Origin of the sequence: Pseudomonas sp. NPDC089752, assembly GCF_044748725.1 — a bacterium.
In the GTDB taxonomy this organism is placed as follows: domain Bacteria; phylum Pseudomonadota; class Gammaproteobacteria; order Pseudomonadales; family Pseudomonadaceae; genus Aquipseudomonas.
Genome location: NZ_JBIVGP010000008.1, coordinates 251,769 through 271,318, shown reverse-complemented (window position 1 = coordinate 271,318; position 19,550 = coordinate 251,769). Strand labels below are relative to the sequence as shown.

Below are 19,550 nucleotides of genomic sequence, written 5' to 3'. Positions count from 1 at the left end.
GATGCGCAGTGATGGTTGAAGCTGATCGGTTTGAAAAACCTACATCGCACTCCAGCCGTTATCGCTGCTTAGGACGGCGCCATTGATGTTAGTGGCGTCTCGGCTCAGCAGGAACGTAACTGACGCCGCGATTTGTTCGGCTTCAGCCGGTGGCGGGGGTACGGCCGCAAGGTAATCACCAATTCGCTCTTGGCCGAGCTTTGATTCAAAGCTCAGCTCCAAATTGGTCATTACCGCTCCGGGCGCCACTGCGTTGAAACGAATGCTCGTATCTCGGTAGAAGAACGAGGCGCTGCGGGTCATACCGATGATGGCGTGCTTGGAGGTTACATAGGCCGTCCCGGCCACAGCGGCTCTCAACCCACCGATGGATGCGATGTTGACAACCGATGCTGCGTGGGATTGCTCAAGCTGTGGAAGCAATGCTCGAGTCAACTTGAACGGCGCCGTCACATTGATACTCATGACACGATCCCACAGTTCATCCGACGTCTCGCCAAGAGGCGTGAAGCCGTCGGCGATGCCAGCGTTGTTGACCAGACCGTCCAGATGACCACCGGTTGCAGCAGTGATGGCTGCGATACCCTCGTTTGTTGTGATGTCTGCCGCGACAGGGACAATCGAAAGCCCTTGCGCAAGATCGATCAAGCTCGCCAGCCGCTCTGCAACGCGATCTACCGCTATTACATGCCCGCCTTCACGAGCAATACGCAGTGCTGTCGCCAGGCCGATGCCGGAGCCAGCACCCGTGATGAGGATGCTCATTCCGCTGAAGCGACCACTGGAAAGCTCTTCTTTCCAGCCTGTGCCGGTGCTTCGAGCGACTAGATCGAGTCTGTCATTGCTCATTTTTTTCGACCTCGGCACTCGCGATGCTCTCGATCTTGTCGAATTGCTGTTGATCAAGGGGCATGCGCAGGTGTTCTACGCGAGACGAGGGTGTTTTGTTGTGCAGTAGGCGGTAAACGTCCGGGCGGGAATAGTGCCCAACAGGATCCATGGCGTTCTTAGCGATGCCGATCAAACCCAAGTCCAATTCGGCAATAACGAGGCCTTCGCCATCCTCAGGCAGCTTTTCAGCCAGGAGTCGGCCGTCAGGCCCATAGATAACTGTGTGGCCACCGCCTGCTTTGAGAAGCTCTCGCTTCTCGGGCGTATCACAAAGCTCCTCGATCATTTCGGGAGAGATCACGGCGCAGGGGGCAATTACGAAGCAGCCGCCCTCAATCGCATACACCTGGCTAATCGCGTTCGCACACTCGGGGCCGAGTGCATAGGCGAACGGCTGATAGATCGAATAGCTTGGCCAGGCTGCCACATGCACCTGCTCGTGCTGAGCGTACATGGCAAACTTATTCAGAGAGAGCAAGTTTTCCCAGCAGGAGAGGGCGCCTAAGCGACCAAGCGGTGTGTCGTGAACCTTGAGGTCACTGCCGTCGCCTTCGCCATAAACGGTGCGCTCTGCATGGGTCGGACGAACTTTGCGGCGGGTACTGATGGTCTCTCCATCTGGCCCAATAATCCATTGGGCGATGTAGAGACTGCCCCCCGACCTCTCCGATAGTCCTAAAACCGCAGTAATACCTGCCTTCTTTACAGCCTGGCGAATGCGTTCAGCTTCTGGCGATTTGTAATCCAGCGAATTATCGAAATAGCGCTGAACATAACCGCGCACCATTGTGCCAGCAGGGGACTCAACCCATATGTGCCACGGATATCCCGGAATGAAGGTTTCGGGGAAAGCAACCAGCTCGCAACCAGCTCGCGCCGCTTCTTCAATGTAGTGGATGCACTTTTGGATCGATCCTTCCAGATCATTCCATGCAGGCGCAGCCTGAACTGCGGCAACCTTATATTTCGGATGCACTGTTCCCATGGAAAATACCTCGTTGTTCTTATGTTGAAGTGATTTTGGGGCACGTAAGCAATTTCAGTCTATGCCCGATAAGGGCACGGATAACCGGCCTCGAAATACGCACAGTCGTTCCCGCAAGGCATCAATCAAGGGAATGGGTACACGTGCCTTGCTTCACCTGGCCTGGCCCTATCAGAGCACCCGGGTACTGAGGATGAGGGCGCTGAGGGATGGTTGACGAAAATTTACGCTAATCGTAATGTGATTACGCAAAACGTAATTTGTATCGTGACGAAAACAATAACCACATGATTTCAAAGACAAATCCGGTAGGAGTCGGCATGATCGACGCGACTAGGCTGCAGCCCCGATATCAAAGCGGTTTTGGGAACGAATTCAGTAGTGAGGCGCTCCCTGGAGCGCTTCCCGAGGGCCAAAATTCCCCGCAGAAATCGCCATATGGGCTATACGCAGAGCTTTTTTCTGGCACTGCTTTTACGATGCCCCGTAACGAAATGCGCAGGACATGGTTGTACCGAATCAGGCCCTCCGCGCTACACCCGGTTTACAGCAAGCTTCCTCACCAAATCAAAGGGCAGCAGCTTGGTGCGGTTACCCCGAATCGTCTGCGCTGGGATCCCTTGCCATTGCCGGTGACCCCAACTGATTTTGTAGACGGCATCGCATGCATGGTCGCGAATGCGAGCTCAGAAAGCATCACGGGTACGACGGTATACATTTACACAGCGAACCGATCCATGGAGCGGTTCTTCTTTAACGCTGATGGGGAAATGCTGATTGTCCCTCAGTTGGGTCGACTTCATGTTCTGACTGAACTTGGCGAGATGGTTGTTGAGCCGCAGGAAATAGTGGTAATACCACGCGGCCTGAAGTTCCAGGTAAAGCTGCTGGATGCGACAGCACGTGGTTATATCGCGGAAAATCATGGTGCACCGCTTCGCTTACCCGATCTAGGGCCCATCGGCAGTAACGGGCTAGCCAACCCACGTGATTTCCTGACCCCTGAGGCGAGGTTCGATAATGTCGACGCACCCGCTGAGCTTGTTCAGAAGTTCTTGGGCGAATTGTGGTCTTGTGAACTCTCTCATTCACCGCTGGACGTTGTTGCTTGGCATGGTAACAACGTTCCTTACAAGTACGATTTGCGCAGGTTCAACACGATCGGCACGGTGAGCTACGATCACCCAGATCCTTCAATTTTCACCGTATTGACCTCACCAACCTCTACACCCGGCTTGGCAAACCTCGATTTCGTTGCCTTCCCCCCGAGGTGGATGGTGGCAGAGAATACGTTCCGGCCACCATGGTTCCACCGCAACCTCATGAATGAGTTCATGGGTTTGATTCATGGTGAGTACGACGCGAAGGCGGAAGGTTTTACGGCGGGCGGGGCGTCTCTCCATCCCTGTATGAGCGCGCATGGGCCTGATGGCGAGACGTGCACCAAGGCGATCGCTAGCCCACTAAAACCCGTCAAAATAGAGGGCACAATGGCCTTCATGTTTGAAACTAGCAAGCCGCTGCGTCCATCGAGCTTTGCGCTCGAGTCGCCATCCTTGCAGTCGAACTACGATGCATGCTGGGCAGCTATCCCGGCAACCTTCGATCAGGAGTCGCGCTAATGAATCAGAACAGCTGGATTGAAAGTGCGAATGGTCACCCTGAGTTCCCGCTACAAAACCTCCCACTTGGCATATTTAGCGCAGGTGGTGGTGCTCGCACCTCTGGTATTGCCATTGGCGAATATGTGCTCGATCTTGAGGGGGTACTGAATTCCGGCCTACTCGACAACGAGGCTGAGACCGCAGTGTTGGCAACACGCGGCGGATCGTTACACAAGTACTTTGACCTGGGCCGTATCCATCGGGTCGCATTACGGAATCAGGTGATGGCCCTGCTGACCGAAGGTAGTGAACATGCAGAGGTGGTAGCGCTCCATTTGAGACCGATGGAGCAATGCGAGATTCATTTGCCGAGCAAGATCAGCGACTACACCGATTTCTACGTGGGCATTGAGCACGCGGTGAACGTGGGTAAGCTGTTCCGACCTGACAACCCGCTGCTGCCTAACTACAAGTATGTTCCGATTGGCTACCACGGGCGCGCCTCGACCATTCGACCTTCCGGAGTCGACGTCATCCGCCCCGTGGGACAAACCCTTGCCCCTGGTAGCTCGGTTCCCGCAGTTGGCCCCACCGATCGGCTGGATTTTGAGCTTGAGCTTGGGGTTTGGATCGGCACCGGGAATGGGCTGGGCCAGCCAATTCCAATCTCCTCAGCTCGTGATCATATCGCTGGCTACTGCCTGCTGAACGATTGGTCTGCCCGTGACATTCAGGCCTGGGAGTATCAGCCACTAGGGCCTTTTCTGTCGAAGAGTTTTCATACCACCATCTCGCCTTGGATCATCACTGCCGAGGCGCTGGAGCCATTCCGATGCAGGGTGCCTGCGAGGCCAGATGGAGATCCCGCGCCGCTTGATTACCTAAGTGACAACCAAGACCAGGCGCAGGGGTTGTTCGATATTCAGCTTGAAGTGCTGATCACTACTGAAGCGATGCGAAAGTCTGAATTGCCGCCACATCGCTTGAGCTTGAGTAATACCCAAGTGATGTACTGGACGCCTGCGCAAATGGTTACGCACCACGCTGTGAACGGCTGCCAACTTCAACCTGGAGATCTTTTGGGTTCGGGAACGTTGTCAGGCCCTCACCCAAGCCAGTACGGCAGCTTGCTGGAGCTCACGAAGGGGGGGAAAGAGCCTATCGCGCTTCCTTCCGGAGAGCACCGTTACTTCTTGGAAGATGGCGACGAAGTAATTATGCGCGCGCGGTGTGTCCGTGAAGGTCATGAGTCCATCGGGTTCGGCGAATGCAAAGCGAAGGTGGTTGCTCAAATCCAAGGCCTTGGTAACTGTTAAGGCCCAACGGTGTCTCAACCAGCTAGGGAAAGACAACGCCCCAATCGCTCGGGGCGTTGTCTTTTGGGGCGTCTGCGTCAGCTATTCAGACTAAGAAGCGACGGTTTCACACTGAGCCTCGCGATACGTTTTCTCCCCGGGATCCGCCTCTGTTTTGAGGAGCAGGGCGATAACAGCGCCGGCCAGATACATGCCTGCGAATGTCCAAACGAGGCCTTCGACACCAATGGCTGGCATCAATGCGCCGACGATTGCCGGCCCCATAAACGCAGAGACGCCTGCACCGAGCGCGTAAAGGGCCAAAATGGTGCCATCATCGTTACCTTTGGCATCACGCAACGTGGACATCACAGTGGTGAGTGGGATGAAGCCGGTCAGCGTGAAACCGTAGCAGCAGCAAATCAAGGTGCAAAGCAGCAGATTAGGCCCAACCTGCAGCGCGCCGTAGTACATGGCCAAAGTCGTCAAAGCGCATCCAATCCCGCCTATGTACACCATGGTCTTGCGCCAACCGAAGTCGTCAGAGAAACGACCGATGAACAGGCAGGCGACGGTACATACCGCGTACATGACGAACGTCATGGTGAGGTATTCGCTGATCGATAGCTTGATGACGTCGACGAAGAAGAATGGCATGTAGACGAAGGATGCGATCTGGGGCGCGGTAGCAATCACCCGCAGCACCACCGCCATGCCTACCTTAGGGAACGTAACGACTGCGGAAAGGCTACGCGCCAACTGCTTGAGCGGGCCAGCACCGTCTTGGCTAAAACCACTTCGACCTCGGGTCTCGGTGATGCCAAAGTAGGCTACGAGAGTGCCCAGCACGACGACCCCAAGCGAGAGCCATAGGGTGGCATATTTGCCCAAGGTATCAACGCCTGCGCTCGCGACCAACGAACCGACCGTGGGAAAGCCCGCAGTGAACGCAAACCAGAACCAACCTGCCGCTGTTGTCCGCTTGGTCAGCTCGACGGTGGTGTTGATCCACACCAGGAATCCAAATGCAAACAGCGGATAGCCAAACCCGCGCAGGGTGTAGGTGAGGGCGATCAGCTCAAAACTTTCTGAGGGCACGGCCACGATCAGGAACAAGACCTCAAAAATGATCCAGATCCCGGCGCCCCACATCATTGCTGCACGTGGGCCTTTCCACGAAGAGATCGTACCGGCCAAAACCGCACCAATCGCGGCCGTGATGCCGTAATAGGCGATGACGATGGCCGATTTTTGCTGGGTCAAACCGAGGTCTGTCAGATAAACAGACAGGTAATTGGTTTCTATGCCATCGCCTGTCATGAAGAGGAAAATTGCGAGAAAACCCCAGGCAAGTTTGCGAGGAAGCCCTAGCTTTTCGAGTGACCAATTGGTGTTCTTATAATTCATGGATCGTACCTTGGTGGAAAGACGTTCAAGACGCGCCCCCACGTTAGCTATCTTCTTCACGCCGAGATGGCCCGGCTGCGCCAGATTTGATTGCTCACAAAAGACAGTTGCCCCCGCTTAGAGACCCTGATGCTCGTCCCTGACTCTCAGGGGCAACCGATGCTGTCTCTTTAAGTCAGGTGGGAGGTCTGCCCCTGCGGTACGGTGACCTTTGATCATTTTGTAAAGGCAGTAGCACCATGCGCGACACTGACGAACGCCTCCCTGTCACAGTCCTGTCGGGCTTCCTCGGTGCCGGCAAAACGACGCTATTGAATGAAATCCTGAGCAACCGACAAGGGCTTCGGGTTGCAGTCATCGTTAATGACATGGGTGAAATTAATGTCGATGCTGACTCGATCGCGAGATCAGGGCAGCTCGCATTCGCAGATGAACGCCTGGTCGAGATGAGCAACGGGTGCATCTGTTGCACCCTGCGTGAGGACTTGCTGGTTGAGATCAATGCGCTGGCGGCACACGGTCGGTTCGACTACCTGCTGATTGAGTCCACTGGGATCTCAGAGCCTCTCCCGGTGGCCGAAACGTTTACCTTTGTGGACGACACAGGCAGATGCTTGAACGACGTAGCGCGCCTGGACTCACTGATCACGGTCGTGGACGCGAGCCGGTTTCTCACTGACTATCGATCAATGAAGTCGCTCGACGACCTGGGATTGGCCCGAGGTGAGGACGACGTCCGACATATCGGTGAACTCTTGGTGGAACAGGTCGAGTTTGCTGACCTCCTGCTACTTAGCAAAAGCGACCTGGTTGAAACTCAAGAGCTTGAGAGCCTTACCGCCATTCTGCACCAGCTGAATCCAGAGGCTCGGATTCTTCCGATGAGCCATGGTCAGGTTCCACTCGATGAGCTGCTCAATACAGGTCGTTTTAGCCTCGAGCGTGCCGCCCAGGCCCCGGGATGGATGAAGCAGCTTCGTGATGAGCCGCATAGCGAGGCAGCCGAATTCGGGATCGATTCCTTCGTATATCGTGCACGGATTCCCTTTCACCCTGGCCGCTTTTACGCACTCCTTCATGATCGCTGGTCGAACGGCACGCTGCTACGCGCTAAAGGGACGTTCTGGTTGGCGAGCCAGATCACCGAGATCGGGGCAATGTCGCAAGCGGGCGGGCGCATCACATTCGAGTTTGTAGGCAGGTGGTGGCGCTTCATCTCGCAACGCCAATGGCCAACGGATGCCTACCGCAGGGACGGCATCCTGCAGCACTGGACTGAGTCGGCAGGGGATTGTCGCCAAGAGCTTGTCTTCATCGGTCAGGCTATCAACTACGGCGAGCTTCAAGAGCGCCTTGATCAGTGCCAGCTCACGGACGATGAATTGGCGGCAGGGATGGAGGCGTGGTCTGGCTATGACGATCCATTCGCGACCCAGAGCAAGCCTGTCCTCGAGGAAACATCGATTTTGTCCAGCTGAAGCAGGTAGCTCTCATTATCGAGCCATAGACTCTGACTCATTATTACAATCGAGAGGTTGACCGGGAATGGCCAGTGCAGGACAGCTGATGAAAGCATCAGCACAAACGCGTGCGGAGGCGCTCAAGGCGGCGCTGAAGGCAAAAAACCTGATCAGCGATGACTACATCGCGAGCTTGGAGGACGTATTCACCAAGTGGATTCCTGAAAACGGGGCACGCGTGGTAGCGCGGGCCTGGGTTGATGCGGCGTTCCGGAGCAGACTGCTCGCCAATGGTACTGCCGCCTGCGCTGAACTCGGCTTCGGAGGCGACGAGGGGAGTTTCATCGTCGCGCTGGAGAACAAGGCAAATCTGCAGAACGTCATCGTGTGCACGCTGTGTTCATGCACCGCCTGGCCCATCATTGGTCTTCCTCCAGAATGGTACAAGAGCTTTGAGTACAGGGCCCGAGTCGTGCGTGAACCGCGAAAGGTGTTGAGCGAACTTGGGTTGAATCTGCCGGAAGACGTCAAGATCCGCGTTTGGGATACGACCGCTGAAACGCGTTACGTTGTGCTCCCATGTCGGCCTGAAGGTACTGAGGGCTGGTCGGAGGGCGACCTGGCGAAGTTAGTGACCAAGGACGTCCTGATCGGCGTAGCACTTCCCAATCCAAACACTGTGGCTGCCTAAGCCAAGGAGACTCTGATGGACGGCATTCACGACATGGGTGGGATGGAAGGTTTTGGTAAACTCGAACAACTTCGCGACCAGCAACCGTTTCACAGTGCTTGGGAACCATTGCCCTACGTAGTAGCCATTCTGGCTAAGCAGAAGGGCTGGTGGACATTCGATGGCGGACGCCATGCGATTGAACGCATGCCAACTCTTGAGTACATCAACTCACCCTATTTCGATCGCGTCCTGGTAGGGATGGCCACATTGGCGGTTGAGAATGGCCTTATTTCGCACGCGGACTTGGAGCACCATGCTGGTGGGCCAGGGACTTTCCCGCTCTCGATGCCTATCGGAAAGGGGCACGCAAGCCGAACGCGGTCATTGCCGTTTTCCGCAGGTGATCGGGTTACCGTGCTGACAGCACCTCCACCCGGGCATCTGAGAGCCCCTCGCTACTGCCAGGGCAAAACCGGTACTGTTCTGAGCGTCACCGAAGCAGTGGCGTTTCCAGGCGAAGCGGGGCATGGACTGCCGGTGCACGAACAACCGACTTACCACGTCTGTTTCCAAGCCAGCGATCTATGGGGCGAGGCAGAGGAAGGGGCGACGGTCGTTGTCGACTTGTGGGAAAGTTACTTGAGCATTGCCGAAGACCGGTAGAAGAGAAGGGAGGGCTTAGCCCTCCCTTTTTCACGCAGGACTGTAGACGCTGCCAATGACAGCGTTGTAGAACAAGCTGCTATTTGCCTGGGATTCGAGATCTTGCTCGATCGCCGCCTGGTATACCTCGTCCGCATGGCCTTCCCGAGCTTCAGGCTGAATGCCGAGGCGAGCAAACAACTGCATATCTTTATCAGCTTGCGGGTTGCCGGTGGTGAGTAACCTGTCTCCGTAAAAGATCGAGTTCGCGCCGGCCATGAAGGCAAGTGCTTGCATCTGATCGTTCATCTGTTCGCGCCCTGCAGACAGGCGTACATGGGATTGGGGCATGAGAATTCGCGCCACCGCCAACATCCGGATGAAGTCAAAAGGGTCAGTGTCTTCGACGTCAGCCAAAGGGGTGCCGGCGACCTTGACTAGCATGTTGATCGGAACGGACTCCGGATGCTCTGGCAGGTTGGCCAGTTGAAGCAGTAAGCCGGCGCGATCATCCAGGGACTCGCCCATACCCAAGATTCCCCCTGAGCAAATTTTCATCCCCGCATCGCGAACATAGGCCAGGGTCTGTAGGCGCTCACTGTAGGTACGCGTCGTGATGATAGTGCCGTAGTACTCTGGCGAGGTATCCAGGTTGTGGTTGTAATAGTCCAGGCCCGCGTCGGCCAGGGCCTGGCTTTGTTCCTGGTCGAGACGGCCAAGCGTCATGCAGGTTTCAAGCCCCAAGGCTTTTACGCCTTTGACCATCTGCAGCACGTAGGGCATGTCCTTGGCCGACGGGTGTTTCCAGGCAGCTCCCATACAGAAGCGAGTAGAGCCGATGGCCTTCGCTCGAGCGGCCTCCTCCAGAACCTTCTGCACCTCCATGAGCTTCTGCTTTTCGAGTCCGGTGTTGTAATGACCCGATTGCGGGCAGTACTTGCAGTCTTCAGGGCAGGCGCCTGTCTTGATCGACAGCAACGTGGAAACCTGCACCTGGTTGGGGTCAAAGTTCGCTCGATGAACCGTCTGGGCGTGGAACAGAAGATCATTGAAAGGTTGTTTGAACAATCCTCTCACTTCGTCGAGCGTCCAGTTTGATCGCGCTTCGTTCGAGAAAGTCATCGCTTGGTCTCCACTGGATTAGGCGTCGGCGCTACCGACATGGAGTGCTTGTTTGGGGGTCAGGAACAACATGGCGAGCGCAGCCAAGACCATGATCAAGCTTATGGCGTACAAGCCCGCATGATCCTTCCCCGTGAAGTCGCGTACGAAACCGATCAACGCTGGCCCCGCGAAGCCACAGGTCACGCCTAGGCTGCTGACCAGAGCAATACCAGCGGGCGCTGCTTTGCCTTTTAGGTAGGTCGCGGGGATTGCCCAGCAAACAATGATTGCTCCACTGAAGCCGAAGGCAGAGGCGCCCAGCAGCGCAAGCGACATCCACAGCGAATCACTCCATAGTGTCGACAGCGACAGCATCGTGGCCCCAAACAAAATGCTGATCACGTAGTGCCAGCGACGCTCGCGCCTCAGGTCGGAGCTGCGACCGATCAGGATCATTCCGATCGCGGCGCAGCTGAAGGGGAGCATTGCGTAAAAGGCGACGTGCGTAAGATCGGTCACACCCAGTTTCTGAATGGTGGTCGGCAGCCAGAAATTGAAGGTGTAGGTGCCGAGTGCGGAGCTGAAGTACAGGAACGCCAGCACATAGACCTTGGGGTCGAGCAGCGCTGACAGGATGGCTGAATTGCCATGTGAGGCCTGTGGATCGGCGGAGCCTTGTGAGTCCTGCTCCATGATACGTCGGTGCAAGGCTTTCTGATCCTGAGGCAGCCAGCTAGCTTCAGATGGCCGATCGCAGAGCATGAAGAAGCAGATACCCCCTATGACCAGGATGGGGAGAGCCTCAAGCAGAAACAGCCATTGCCATCCTGACCAACCCCAGGCGCCATTCATTTCTTGCATGATCAATGCTGATACCGGCCCGCCGGCGATTGGTGCTACGAGTGTTGCAATCATCAGCGATGCGGTGACACGTCCGCGCATGTAGCTCGGGTACCAGTAGCTGAGATAGAGAATTACACCGGGGAAAAAGCCTGCTTCGAAGACACCAAGCAAGAATCGGATAATGTAGAGCTGTTGGGCAGTGGTGACGAACATGGTCATTGCGGAGGCAATGCCCCACAAGAGCATGATGCGCGTCATTGTCCGTCGCGCGCCGATCTTATCGAGGAGGATATTGCTTGGAATCTCGAAAAGGGCGTACCCGATGAAGAAGACTCCCGCCGCAAGGCCGTACTGGCTTTCCGAAAGTCCCAGCTCTGGCACCATTTGAAGCTTTGCGTAGCCTATGTTGACCCTGTCGAGAAAAGCGAAGACATAGGCGATGAACACGAGGGGCATGACCCGCCAGGTTATTCGGGCAAAAAGCGCACGCCTGGCTACTGAATCCTGGGCGTCATCAAGCATCCACCCGGACATTTCCGTTGATGGTTTCATTCAATCGTCCTGTGTTGTTTTTGTCTTGGACTGCATTGAGGGGCGATGCCCCTCAATGGATTGGCTGCTTATGCTTCTTCAATGACTCGATTGCTGAGCAGCCCGATACCTTCGACTTCTACCTCAACCAGGTCGCCTGCTTTCATCCACAGTGGCGGCTCACGGAATGCACCGACACCACCAGGCGTACCCGTGGCGATGACATCGCCCGGCACGAGTTCGCTGAACGTCGAAATGTAAGCGATGAGGTCTGCGATCTTGAACAACAGGTCATCAATTCCGGAGTTCTGAACTTCCACACCGTTGAGCCGGGTGATCAGGCGAAGCTGATTCACATCCGGAACCTCATCTTTGGTGACAATCCAGGGGCCGAAACTGCCAGACGCGACGAAGTTCTTACCGGCGGTGAACTGAAGGGTGTGGCGCTGCCAGTCACGGATGGAGCCGTCGTTGAATAGGCTGTACCCCAGTACATGGTCAAGCGCATTCGCGGCGCTGATATGCCGTCCCCCCTTGCCGATGACAATCGCAAGCTCACCTTCGAAGTCGAACGCATCAGAGGCCGTGGGTTTTACCAGGGGCTCGCCGTGACCAACCTGAGCGTTGGCGAAGCGGGTGAAGAGCGTGGGGTACTTAGGTACCTCGCGCCCAGTCTCTTCGATGTGTTTGGCATAATTCAGCCCGACACACAGCACCTTGTCCGGGTTTGGAATCGGCGGCAGCCATTGTGCCGCGCGTACCGGCACACCCGGTGCGTCGGGAAGCAGTTCCTGCAGCTCGGCGAGCCCGGTTTCCGAGCTCAGCAGTGCCTTGAGGTCTGGGTATTTCCGCCCCAGTATCCGACCAACATCGTATGCGTAGTTCAGGTCAACGACGCCGTAAGTCGTCCGCCCCTCATGAATGAAGCTTGCGATTTTCATCGAAATTCCTCCGGTGATTATTCGAGGACGATCAGCACGTCGCCTTCGTCTACCGTGTCGTTTTCAGAAACACGAATTTCTTTGATCACGCCGGCGGCATCAGCTTCGACGGGAATCTCCATCTTCATGGATTCCATGATGATCACCTCATCGCCATAGTCGATGGTCTGGCCAGGCTGCACGGTGATCTTCCAGATGTTCCCAGCCATCTGTGCTTTGATCTGACTCATTCAACTTCTCCAATTCTTGTTATGTGGCTAAGCGTTAGACGGGGTAGATGCCGTTACGGCGATCGATGCGAGGGATGACGCGGCGGCTGTACAGGTTGAAGCGCTGGATCAGCTCTTCACGCAGGGCATCCGGATCCACGACGGCTTCGAAGGAGAACTGATCGGCTGGATCGTACGCATTGATATCCTTCGCGTACTCCTGGCGCTTTTCCGTGATGAAGCGCTCGCGCTCTTCCGGCTCCATTTTCTGGATTTCGTTGTAGTGAATGGCGTTGATAGCCGCTTCGGGGCCCATCAGTGCGGGCATGGCGCCAGGGAGTGCGAGCTGTGCGTCAGGCAAGGTTGGGCCACCGGACATGGCCAGGTAGCCGCCCCCGTAGCCTTTACGGATCATGACCGAGATGCGCGGAACCTTGGCTTCGCACACGGCGTGCAGCAGCTTTGCACCATGACGGATGATGCCGGCCTTCTCCACGGCACTGCCGATCATGTAGCCGCTGATGTCCTGCAGGAACAGCAGAGGGACGTTGAACGCGTTGCACGCCCAAATGAAACGGGTCGCTTTATCGGCACTGTCGTTGAACAGCACGCCGCCCTTGTTCTTCGAGTTGTTGGCTACGATGCCGACCGGACGCCCGCCCAAGTAGGCAAGGCCGGTGAACATTTCCTTGGCGAAAAGGGCTTTGATTTCAAACAGGCTGCCTTCATCCACCAGCGCTTGAACCAGATCTTTTACATCGAAGGGGCGGTTCTGATCCGGAGGTACAATTTCGCTGACCTTGCGTTCGGACAGCGGTTTGCGTGACTCACGCAGCGGCGGCATGTCGCTGTTGTGCGAGGGGAAGAAGCGCAGATAGTCGACCGCTGCCTTGAGGGCTTCCTCTTCAGTTTCTGCCAGGTAGTCGCCAAGCCCACTGACGGCGCAGTGCATGCGGGCGCCGCCCATTTGTTCTTCGGTGACTTTCTCGCCGATCGCCATTTCGGCAAGACGTGGTGAGCCCAGATACGCGGTAGCTTGCTTGTCGACCATGATAATCAGGTCGCACAGGGCCGGGACGTACGCGGAACCTGCAGGGGATGGGCCAAACAACACGCAGATTTGCGGTACCACACCGGAGATTTGCACCTGGGTGTAGAAGATGTTGCCCCATGCGATTCTGCCGAGGTAGCAGTCAAACTGGCTGTCGATGCGGGCGCCAGCACTGTCAACGAGATAGATGATCGGCATCTTGCTAGCGACTGCGATCTCTTGCATCCGGACGATCTTGCGGAAGGTGTGGTAGCCCCATGTGCCCGCTTTGACTGTCATGTCGTTAGCGATTACCGCGACGTCACGACCATCAATCTTGCCTACGGCCGTTACCACTGCATCACCTGGCATCCCGCGTGACGCGCCGACCAGAAGGCCGTCCTCGAGGTATTTGCCATCATCGAAGATCATTTCCAGCCGCTCACGCACCAGCAACTTGCCCTGGGCTTTGTGCTTGTCTTTGGCCTTGTCGGAGCCACCGGCCATGGCGATCTCTACGCGACGCTGCAATTCTTTGACGTTTTCGATGCCGCTCATGCTTTAGCCCCTTTTTTGTTGAAGAATTTCTCGATGCCGCGACGCAGCTCCTCAGAGCACATGAAGGCAGGGCGCAGGCCGCGCGCGAGCTCCAGGCCTTCCTCGGCGCCGGTCGATGAGATTTTGTGGAATGCGTGCTTGCCTCGGCGCACCGTTGCCGGCTCAAGCTTGGCCAACGCTTGCACCTGGTCATTGATCAGCTGATCCAGTTCGTTTTTCGGTACTACAGCGTTGACCAGCCCCATGCGCGCAGCGTCAGCCGAGCCAATGCTTCGACCCGTGAGCGCTAGATCCAGCGCGTGCCTTTGGCCCATTCGATTCAGGAGGGCAGGCAGGATGAACAGCGGGAAGAGACCGATCTTGATTTCGGGCGAACCGAAGGTTGCATCCTCGGCGGCATAGGCGAAATCGCATGCAGCAACAAGACCACATGCACCGGCCATGGCTGGGCCCACCACGCGAGCAATCACAGGTTTGCTCAACGTGGGTATCAGGCCGAACAGCTTCTGCCAGGGCTCGCCCGTATCCCAAAGCACCGAGGCGCCAGCGCTCACCGTGCTGAGAAACTCGTCCAGGTCACCACCAGATGAGAAGCAGTCACCCTCGCCAGTGATCACGATCACGCGAACGTCAGGATTCTTGTCCAGGCCCTGCAGTGTTTCGACCAGGTCTGCCGCAGTGGCCGTCGCGATCGCATTGCGTTTGGCAGGGTTACTGATGATGACCGTTGCGCAGGCCCCTTCATGTTCAACCAGCAGCTGAGTGGAGGTCACGTTCTTCTCCTTTCTTGTTTTACTAACGGTTGTTAGTTTTCTAAAATATAGCTACGCTTCGATTGCAGCACAACCCTCACCGCCATATTTCCACTGGAATGTGTTCGGGGCCCTAAAGATAGGGGTTAGGAAGAGGAGGGGGTGCAGCGTTTTATGACTTACAACCGTTAGTTTTTGGAGGTTGGCCGTGACAGAACAAAAATTATTGGTCGCGAACCGGGGTGAAATCGCGTGCCGCGTGATCCGCTCTGCGAAAGCGCTTGGGATCGCGACTGTAGCGGTTTACTCGGAAGCAGATGCTCAGTCGCAGCACGTCAAGGCTGCGGACGAAGCATTTCTGCTCGGGCCGGCGAAGGCTACTGAGAGTTATCTTGATGCCCAGAAGGTCTTGGCCGTGGCCAAGGCACATGGGGTGACCATGGTGCACCCAGGTTATGGATTCCTGTCTGAAAACACTGATTTCTCCGACGCCTGCCATGCCGCAGGTATCGCATTCATCGGGCCGACTGCCGCCGTAATCAAAGCGATGGGTGACAAGCAGCGCTCCCGTCACCTGGCCATTGAAGCAGGCGTTCCGGTTCAGCCAGCGGCCGAGAACGTTACAGCGGATAATCCTGACCAGTTGCTGCAAGCTGCCGCAGCTGTTGGCTATCCCTTGCTCGTCAAGGCATCTGCTGGAGGGGGAGGTATTGGCCTCAAGCCAGTTCATAAGCCTGATGAACTGGTTGAAGCTGTTGCCAGCACCCAGCGGATGGCAGAGCGTGCATTTGGCGATGGCACAGTGTTCCTGGAAAAGCTCATCCTCAGCGCTCGCCATATCGAAGTCCAGGTCTTTGGCTTCGGCAACGGTGAGGCCGTTCACCTGTTCGAGCGTGACTGTTCTATCCAGCGGCGATATCAGAAAGTGCTGGAAGAATCGCCGGCGCCGCGTGTACCCAAGGCCGTGCTGGATGAGATGGCTGCTGCTGCTGTTCGACTTGCCGAGGCGTGCCGCTATGACGGGGCCGGTACTGTCGAGTTTCTCTACGACGATGCAACCCAGTCGTATTTCTTCCTGGAGATGAACACGCGCATTCAAGTTGAGCACCCCGTGACCGAAGCGGTGACAGGTGTTGACCTGGTGGCTGCGCAGATCCGCCATGCCTTGGGCGAGGATCTTCGCCTGGAGCTGTCCCAGGACAACATCCAGAGCGATGGTCATGCGATTGAGGCAAGAATTTACGCGGAATCCCCTGAGCGAAAATTCATGCCGGCGCCAGGCCTGATCGAGGAGCTGGAGTTGCCGCTGGTGGAGGGTGTCCGGATCGATACCGGGTTCGTCGCTGGCGACCGGATCACACCGTTTTACGACCCCATGATCATGAAGGTGATCGCACATGGGGCCGATCGCCACCAGGCCGTGGAGCGACTGAAGCGCGCACTGACGGAGCTGAAGATCAGCGGCTTACGGAACAACCGCGACTTCCTGCTTAACGTGCTCAACCATCCGGCATACGCCGAGACGTCAGTTCACACGCGCTTCATCGACGAGCACAACGACTCTCTCTTCCCTGCCACCCAGCCTGCATAAGGAGAACAATCATGGTCGCTTTAACCCCAAACCTCCCTAGCCTTGACACCTTGCCAGAGCTGGCGTCGCGCTATGTCGGCGTTGACCTGCTGCCTTGGAAACCGACCCCAACACCCGGGATCGACATGAAAATCCTGCTGCAGGATCAAGAGACAGGGTTGTTGACAGCCCTTTTCCGCTGGGCCCCAGGCACGAGTCTGCCGCTTCATGAGCACGTCGAGATCGAGCAGACCTATGTGCTCGAGGGCAGCATTGTCGATGACGAGGGCGAGGTGAAGGCCGGGGATTTCGTGTGGAGGCCGCGCGGTAACCGGCATCTGGCTCGCTCACCCAATGGCGCCCTGGTGCTGTCTTTCTTCTTGCGCCCTAACAAGTTCCTGGAAGGCGATTTTGCGGGTCAGAATCTGGAGTGATGCACATGAGTGATATTCCCAAGCGTATCCTGATCAACGAAGAAGGGCCGCGAGAAGGGTTCCAAATCGAGCGCACGCCGATCCCCGTATCGCGCAAGGTGGAGCTCATCGAGGCACTGGCCGAGACCGGGCTCAAACAGATCGATTGCGTCTCTTTCGTTAACCCCAAGCGTGTGCCGGGGATGGCTGACGCCGACGAACTGGCGGCAGCCATTCGCAGGAAGCCTGGTGTGCGCTACACCGGGCTTTGGCTGAATCAGCAGGGACTGGAGCGAGCCTATCAGTCTCCACTGGATATCATTGGTGCGATCAGGGTCACTGCATCAGAAACTTTCTCGATCAAGAACACCAACAAGAATATTGAACAGACGCTTGAAGAGCAGCGCGCTTGGCTCCGCTCGTATGCGGAACACAAAGTGCCCGTGGAGTGGGGCTATGTGATGACTGCGTTCGGTTGCAACTACGAAGGATACATGCCGATTCCGCAGGTTGTTCGCATGGTCGGCGAGGTGCTGGATCTTGCTGCTCAAGCGGATGTGAACCTAAAGGGGGTTTACCTGGCAGATACGGTCGGGTGGGCCAATCCGCTGATGATGGAGCGCACGATCGGTGCTGTGCGTGAGCGTTGGCCAGATCTGCCACTTGCTCTTCACCTGCACGACACGCGGGGGACTGGCCTTGCCAACGTCTATGCGGCGCTCAAGCTGGGCGTTGCGAAGTACGACAGCTCCTGTGCGGGCCTGGGGGGCTGCCCATTTGCTGGCCACGGAGGGGCAGCGGGGAACATCTGTACTGAAGACTTGGTATACATGGCCGAAGAGATGGGAATCGAGACCGGCGTAGATCTGGACAAGCTCATCGAGGTTGCCCGGCTGGCAGAAGACATCTTTGGACGTCAGCTGCCTGGAAAGGTGATGCGCGGGGGAAGCCTCGCTAAATACAAAGCCTGACAACCAGCGCTCAAATAAAAACCCCACCTAATAGGTGGGGTTTTTTAGTGATGCATCAAGCAGCAGAATTGTAGCCAACCATCCTGAGTGCAAGTTCGATGTGCTGTTGTTCCAGGCTCTCGATCGTCAGGCGGCCCTCTGGGTCGTACCAGGAACAGATGCCGGTAAGCATCGATATGAGTGCCTTCGTGGTCAGATTGCAGTCTGTGACAGTGAACAAGCCCTCAGCTACACCTTCCTCAATCAGCTGACGCACACGTCTCTCATACTCGGCGCGCAGCCTGCTTACCATGCGGTAGTTCTCTTCATCCAGACTTCGAAGCTCCATGTTGCCAATGAAGACTTCCTGACGGCGGCGAGTGTGAAAATCGATATGAACGATCACCAGTGCCTTGAAGCGTGCCAAAGGCGTAGGCTGAAAATCCACCCGCTCGGTGAACTCCATGAGCAGGTCTCGCATGACAGCCTTGAGCACAATTGCCAGGAATTCCTGCTTGGTGCTGAAGTAGTTGTAGAGTGAGCCTGCTTTCATGCCCACTTTTTCAGCCAGCATCCTCAAGGTCATGGCTTCATAGCCATAGGTGGCGATCAGCTCGACCCCTGCAGTATGGATGGCTTGCTCTGTGGTTTCTCGTTTCGCGCCGACTGGTCGCATTGGTTACTGAGTCTCAAAAAGGGTGAATTTACTCGCCTAGCGCGTAAGGTAGCCGCCGTCTACAGGCAGCATTGCGCCCGTAATATAGCTTGCCAGCGACGAGGACAAAAATAATGCGGGGCCAACCAGTTCTTCCGGCTCTCCGGTTCTCCCCATTGGCACGTGACTGAGGAAGCTTTGCAGCTTGCTGGAATCCTCACGGGTTGCCTGCGACATTGCGGTGGGGAAGGATCCTGGCGCTATGCCATTTACCCGCACCCCATGCACAGCGAGCTCCGAAGCCAGTGCCCTGGTGAATTGTAAGACCGCCCCTTTGGAGGTGCAGTAGGAGGACAACTCAACGCCGGCAGCCTGCCCACAGATCGAGCCGATGTTCAAGACCGACCCTTTGGTGCGTTTGAGCTGAGGCAGGAAGCTGTGTGTCATGTTCAGCATGCCTGTGACGTTGACGTCGACGGTGCGGCGCCACTGCTCCAGTGTTGACTCGCTTTCGAAAGGCCCCCGGAATAGCAGGCCGGCGTTATTGACCAGTACGTCAACTGAGCCGACCTCGCGCTCAATCTGTGCAGCGAGGCTCTTGCAGGCGCCTTCATCGCAGATATTCAGTGCGTAAGAGTGGATCGTTCCGCCATTTTCAGCGAGCTGGACGGCTGTCTCTCTTGCGGTGTCGAAATCGATGTCCACGATCAGGACGGTTGCCCCGGCTTTGACGAATCCTCCAGCCAGTACTGCACCATTGCCCCGACCGGCGCCCGTAATCAGAACGATTTTTCCTTGCAAATCAATAGAGGGGAGGGTCATAGCAGTTACCTTTGTTGTATTTATGGAAACTAACGGCCGTTATTTTCTGCTTTTGCTGGGGAATTTTCAACTGAAAACCCTAGACTAGGTGCAGTCATCCAAGCTTTTCACCTCAGGCCAACCCCTAATTTCCACGTAATTTCCGCCTTTTTTTTGAAATCCACCCCTTGTAAACGAACGCCTGTTAGGTATTCTGACTGGGATCGCTAAGATTG

General features: G+C 56.3%; 19 protein-coding genes. 8 read left to right on the top strand and 11 right to left on the bottom strand.

Going from position 1 to position 19,550, the window contains the following annotated elements; genetic code table 11:
- Window positions 1–39 precede the first annotated feature (39 nt).
- Both ACIPZF_RS15970 and ACIPZF_RS15965 read right to left on the bottom strand, forming a co-directional pair.
- Window positions 40–849 (bottom strand): SDR family NAD(P)-dependent oxidoreductase, encoded by an 810-nt coding sequence (locus ACIPZF_RS15970; protein ID WP_400801077.1) that lies wholly within the window; start codon window positions 847–849, stop codon window positions 40–42.
- Entirely contained in the window at window positions 839–1,876 is a 1,038-nt protein-coding gene (locus ACIPZF_RS15965) for a carbon-nitrogen hydrolase family protein (RefSeq protein ID WP_400801075.1), read from the bottom strand. The genes ACIPZF_RS15970 and ACIPZF_RS15965 overlap by 11 nt, the downstream gene beginning before the upstream one ends.
- A 320-nt stretch (window positions 1,877–2,196) precedes the next feature.
- Here ACIPZF_RS15965 and hmgA point away from each other — a divergent pair, with 320 nt between their 5' ends.
- Window positions 2,197–3,498: a homogentisate 1,2-dioxygenase gene (gene hmgA, locus ACIPZF_RS15960; protein ID WP_400801073.1), complete on the top strand. Its 1,302-nt coding sequence runs from the start codon at window positions 2,197–2,199 to the stop codon at window positions 3,496–3,498.
- Window positions 3,498–4,796 carry a fumarylacetoacetase gene (gene fahA, locus ACIPZF_RS15955; protein WP_400801072.1) on the top strand — a complete coding sequence of 433 codons (1,299 nt, stop codon included), beginning with the start codon at window positions 3,498–3,500 and terminating at the stop codon, window positions 4,794–4,796. The genes hmgA and fahA overlap by 1 nt, the downstream gene beginning before the upstream one ends.
- A 90-nt stretch (window positions 4,797–4,886) precedes the next feature.
- Here fahA and ACIPZF_RS15950 read toward each other — a convergent pair whose 3' ends face one another.
- Window positions 4,887–6,182, bottom strand: a complete 1,296-nt coding sequence (locus tag ACIPZF_RS15950) for an MFS transporter (protein ID WP_400801070.1) — start codon at window positions 6,180–6,182, stop codon at window positions 4,887–4,889.
- A gap of 239 nt (window positions 6,183–6,421) precedes the next feature.
- Between ACIPZF_RS15950 and ACIPZF_RS15945 the strand changes: the two genes are divergently transcribed.
- The 3 genes from ACIPZF_RS15945 to nthB all read left to right on the top strand — a co-directional run bounded on the left by ACIPZF_RS15945 (window position 6,422) and on the right by nthB (window position 8,978).
- Window positions 6,422–7,660, top strand: coding sequence for a GTP-binding protein (locus ACIPZF_RS15945; protein WP_400801068.1), 1,239 nt, complete (start codon window positions 6,422–6,424; stop codon window positions 7,658–7,660).
- Window positions 7,661–7,748: 88 nt separating this feature from the next.
- A complete protein-coding gene (gene nthA / locus ACIPZF_RS15940; RefSeq protein ID WP_400801066.1) occupies window positions 7,749–8,333 on the top strand; it encodes a nitrile hydratase subunit alpha in 585 nt (194 codons plus the stop codon).
- A gap of 15 nt (window positions 8,334–8,348) precedes the next feature.
- Window positions 8,349–8,978, top strand: a complete 630-nt coding sequence (nthB, locus tag ACIPZF_RS15935) for a nitrile hydratase subunit beta (protein WP_400801064.1) — start codon at window positions 8,349–8,351, stop codon at window positions 8,976–8,978.
- 30 nt (window positions 8,979–9,008) lie between these two features.
- Here the strand turns inward: nthB and bioB are convergent, their stop codons facing one another.
- The 6 genes from bioB to ACIPZF_RS15905 all read right to left on the bottom strand — a co-directional run bounded on the left by bioB (window position 9,009) and on the right by ACIPZF_RS15905 (window position 14,946).
- Window positions 9,009–10,079: a biotin synthase BioB gene (gene bioB / locus ACIPZF_RS15930; protein ID WP_400801063.1), complete on the bottom strand. Its 1,071-nt coding sequence runs from the start codon at window positions 10,077–10,079 to the stop codon at window positions 9,009–9,011.
- An 18-nt stretch (window positions 10,080–10,097) separates the two neighbouring features.
- Window positions 10,098–11,456 (bottom strand): MFS transporter, encoded by a 1,359-nt coding sequence (locus ACIPZF_RS15925; RefSeq protein ID WP_400801062.1) that lies wholly within the window; start codon window positions 11,454–11,456, stop codon window positions 10,098–10,100.
- 68 nt (window positions 11,457–11,524) lie between these two features.
- The gene (locus ACIPZF_RS15920; protein ID WP_400801061.1) at window positions 11,525–12,376 is read right to left on the bottom strand and encodes a fumarylacetoacetate hydrolase family protein; all 852 of its coding nucleotides are present in this window, start codon (window positions 12,374–12,376) and stop codon (window positions 11,525–11,527) included.
- Between the two features lie 17 nt (window positions 12,377–12,393).
- Window positions 12,394–12,606 (bottom strand): acetyl-CoA carboxylase biotin carboxyl carrier protein subunit, encoded by a 213-nt coding sequence (locus ACIPZF_RS15915; protein ID WP_400801060.1) that lies wholly within the window; start codon window positions 12,604–12,606, stop codon window positions 12,394–12,396.
- Window positions 12,607–12,640: 34 nt separating this feature from the next.
- Window positions 12,641–14,173: an acyl-CoA carboxylase subunit beta gene (locus ACIPZF_RS15910; RefSeq protein WP_400801058.1), complete on the bottom strand. Its 1,533-nt coding sequence runs from the start codon at window positions 14,171–14,173 to the stop codon at window positions 12,641–12,643.
- Window positions 14,170–14,946 (bottom strand): enoyl-CoA hydratase/isomerase family protein, encoded by a 777-nt coding sequence (locus tag ACIPZF_RS15905; protein ID WP_400801056.1) that lies wholly within the window; start codon window positions 14,944–14,946, stop codon window positions 14,170–14,172. The genes ACIPZF_RS15910 and ACIPZF_RS15905 overlap by 4 nt, the downstream gene beginning before the upstream one ends.
- A gap of 187 nt (window positions 14,947–15,133) precedes the next feature.
- Here ACIPZF_RS15905 and ACIPZF_RS15900 point away from each other — a divergent pair, with 187 nt between their 5' ends.
- From ACIPZF_RS15900 to ACIPZF_RS15890, 3 genes are read left to right on the top strand one after another with little or no spacing between them, the layout of a single operon-like run.
- Window positions 15,134–16,516: an acetyl/propionyl/methylcrotonyl-CoA carboxylase subunit alpha gene (locus tag ACIPZF_RS15900; RefSeq protein ID WP_400801054.1), complete on the top strand. Its 1,383-nt coding sequence runs from the start codon at window positions 15,134–15,136 to the stop codon at window positions 16,514–16,516.
- 11 nt (window positions 16,517–16,527) lie between these two features.
- Window positions 16,528–16,929 (top strand): cupin domain-containing protein, encoded by a 402-nt coding sequence (locus ACIPZF_RS15895; protein WP_400801052.1) that lies wholly within the window; start codon window positions 16,528–16,530, stop codon window positions 16,927–16,929.
- Window positions 16,930–16,934: 5 nt separating this feature from the next.
- Window positions 16,935–17,879 carry a hydroxymethylglutaryl-CoA lyase gene (locus ACIPZF_RS15890; protein WP_400801051.1) on the top strand — a complete coding sequence of 315 codons (945 nt, stop codon included), beginning with the start codon at window positions 16,935–16,937 and terminating at the stop codon, window positions 17,877–17,879.
- A 55-nt stretch (window positions 17,880–17,934) separates the two neighbouring features.
- Here ACIPZF_RS15890 and ACIPZF_RS15885 read toward each other — a convergent pair whose 3' ends face one another.
- Together ACIPZF_RS15885 and ACIPZF_RS15880 are read right to left on the bottom strand one after the other, a co-directional pair.
- Window positions 17,935–18,534, bottom strand: coding sequence for a TetR/AcrR family transcriptional regulator (locus ACIPZF_RS15885; RefSeq protein WP_400801049.1), 600 nt, complete (start codon window positions 18,532–18,534; stop codon window positions 17,935–17,937).
- Between the two features lie 36 nt (window positions 18,535–18,570).
- Entirely contained in the window at window positions 18,571–19,335 is a 765-nt protein-coding gene (locus ACIPZF_RS15880) for an SDR family NAD(P)-dependent oxidoreductase (RefSeq protein ID WP_400801047.1), read from the bottom strand.
- Window positions 19,336–19,550 lie beyond the last annotated feature (215 nt).